Raw genomic sequence first — 2,669 nt, 5'->3', positions numbered from 1 at the left:
TGGGGCGGGCTGACGCGCTACGGCAGCGCCGACACGGAGGTCCCGGCGCCCAAGCCCGGCGAAGACCGCGTGATCTTTCTGGGCGACGACATCACCGATTACTGGGGCCAGGGCGGGGAAGCGTGGGAGAAGTACTTCCCCGGCAAGCCCTACTTCAACCGCGGCATCGCGCGCCAGACCACGCCGCAGATGCTGGTGCGCTTCCGCCAGGATGTGATCAGCCTGAAGCCGAAGGTGGTGGTGATCCAGGGCGGCATGAACGACATCGCCGCCTTCACCGGGCCCGGCACGCAGGGCATGATCGTCGAGAACATCGAGTCGATGGTCGACTTGGCGCGCTTCAACGGCATCAAAGTCGTGCTGGCGTCGCTGCTGCCGGTCTGCGACGACTGCGATACGGGCAAGCAATCCGCCTTGCGCCCGCGCGGCAAGATCTTCGGGCTCAACGACTGGCTCGAGGAATATGCCGAGAAGACCGGCTCGGTCTACCTGAACTACTACCGCGCGCTGGCCGACGGGCGCAGCTTCAACAAGGACTTGACCCGCGACGGCGTGCTGCCCAACGAGGCCGGCTACGCCGTGATGGCGCCGCTGGCCGAGGCCGCGATCCAGAAAGCGCTCCACTAAGCTCTCGCCCAGGCCTGGGTTTGTGTCAATGCAGGGAGCCTTTCGTGCGCGGTCGAGCCGTCACCGCGCTCACCTGTTCTCTTGCCGCCGACTTTCGGGGCGTGACGAGCGTTTCGAAGAGTCCGATGCCGGCAGGGCCCAGGCGCCGGCTGACGAGGCTGCGTAGATCTTCGATGAGAGCCTCGGGCTCGCGTACGCCAGGAGCGCACGATAACAGATCAGGCGCTCCATTGTGGCCGCTGGGAACCAACTCCTTGGCATGCGCCGATGCCAATTGACGTTCCTTCAGCAGCACGGCCCTTCTGTCCTGATCGAGGCAGTAGTAGTATTTCGCGTCGAAGGATCGATTTGCGGCAATCACATACTTGGAGTCGGGAATTGCCTGATCGCTAAAGATTAGCCGCATGCCGGAGATCAGCGTACGCGGCCTCCCCGTGCTGACTGCGGGCGTCGCTTTGGAGTCGAGGAGGCCTTGCAGGAGCGCCGCCGCAACCTCCACATCCTCGGTGAGCACAAACTCGAAGGTGATCCCGTTGCGCAATGCATCAACAAAATAGGTCGCGCCTTCCGGACGAGCTTCAAATGGGCAGGCCGACTTGACGACGATGTGACAAGGCGGCTGCAGGGACGAGAGCTCATGCAGAAGGTGATCGTACGTCACCGTTGCGATCGTCCCCGCGGTCTCGCCCCGCACTGGCGCCACATTCTCGACAACTACGCTGAGGCGGAAGCCTTCGCCTTTTTGGTTGAAGATCGAATTCGGCAGGATGTCCTGCAACTTCCCCCGCAGATTCCTCAACTGCGAATCAACGCGGTTTCTCCAACCTTTTGGTAGATTTCTACGGGCTTCCTCGGGCCATACCTCGCGAAACAGTTCCTCCGCGCTGAGCAGGCGACCAGAGTAGGTACAGAGAGTGATCAGAAAGTGGGTTTCAGTCGGTGAGAGTGTGACGACGCCGCGCGATCCCCGTACCTCTCGCAGTGCAACGCTGAAGAGGCATTCACCGATCCTAAAATCTGCCAGGGACGGGCCAATCACGCGGGATTCCCCTAGCCGGATGCGGTCAGGATATCAGAGTCTTCTGATGTCGTCCAGAAATCGAGCAGATGCTCGCAAGCTTTTCATCAGGTTCCCTCTCGAGCGCGCCTGAAGTTCGTCCTACAGAATTCATGCGGCCTTCCCAGAAAGCTCGGCGAAGTTATGAGGAAAATTCCAGAACGGAGACCGGCTTCGATAAGACTCCCCGGCGCCAGCATGCGACACATGACGCCTGAAAGCATGACATCGAATCTGCTCCACGCCTCAGAGCTGGCAGGAGCCGCGGCGACCCTGGGCTTCATCTTTTTCACCCACTTGCGGCATCTCTGGCACTTATGGCAAGGTCCGGCGGCGCCGCATGCACTTCCCCCTCAGGCGAGGGCGCCGGAAATTCGCGCCCGGCCACGCGAGGGTAGGGAAGATAACCGGACGGCGCCCCGCATCTCGCCGGAGATCGAGCTCGTCGCCGCGCGCTGGGTCCGCTGGAAAGGGCGCGCCTTTCTGGAGGGGGAAGTCTGTAATCTGAGTCCACGGCCCTTGACCAACGTCCACGCACTCGTCACCTTCACGAATGTGCTGGGAGAATTCGTGACGTCCGGCGGAGTGTCGATCGAACGGGATCCGCTTCTACCGGGACAGCGTTCGAAATTCAGGGCGGCCGCCCCATGGGGCCGTTCCAAATGTTCTTTCAAGGTGGAGTTACGTCAGAGCATCCGGCTCTTGGCTAGCGGATCGAGCATGACGCCCACCGCACGCAGTCGATCCGACGGCCGCGAAGGGCTCGAGCCAACCAGAGACCCGTAGGCCGGACAAGCTGGGTAGAGCCCGATCGCCGTAGGTTGCGCCGCGGCAAAAGCTAGCGGAACGAACATCGACAAGAGTCTCGGGGCCAGGAATACCCGAAGCCCGCTTGGCCGAGAGCTTCTGGGGAGAATCAACACGTTGACTATCTGGGGTTCGTCGCCTTGGCCCCGCCATGGAATGGGCGGGAGGCGTTTGATTC

Annotated in this window: 2 protein-coding genes; one reads left to right on the top strand and one right to left on the bottom strand. The window is 61.9% G+C overall.

Going from position 1 to position 2,669, the window contains the following annotated elements:
• Positions 1-627: SGNH/GDSL hydrolase family protein (locus KDH09_04610; protein ID MCB0218954.1), on the top strand; the 627-nt coding region annotated here is incomplete at its 5' end.
• Between the two features lie 25 nt (positions 628-652).
• Here KDH09_04610 and KDH09_04605 read toward each other — a convergent pair.
• Entirely contained in the window at positions 653-1,666 is a 1,014-nt protein-coding gene (locus tag KDH09_04605; GenBank protein MCB0218953.1) for a helix-turn-helix domain-containing protein, read from the bottom strand.
• Positions 1,667-2,669: the final 1,003 nt, after the last annotated feature.

The sequence above is a fragment of the Chrysiogenia bacterium genome, assembly GCA_020434085.1.
Lineage (GTDB): Bacteria > JAGRBM01 > JAGRBM01 > JAGRBM01 > JAGRBM01 > JAGRBM01.
The sequence above is the reverse complement of the archived record's forward strand: the minus strand, read 5'-3'. Positions and strand labels throughout refer to the sequence as shown.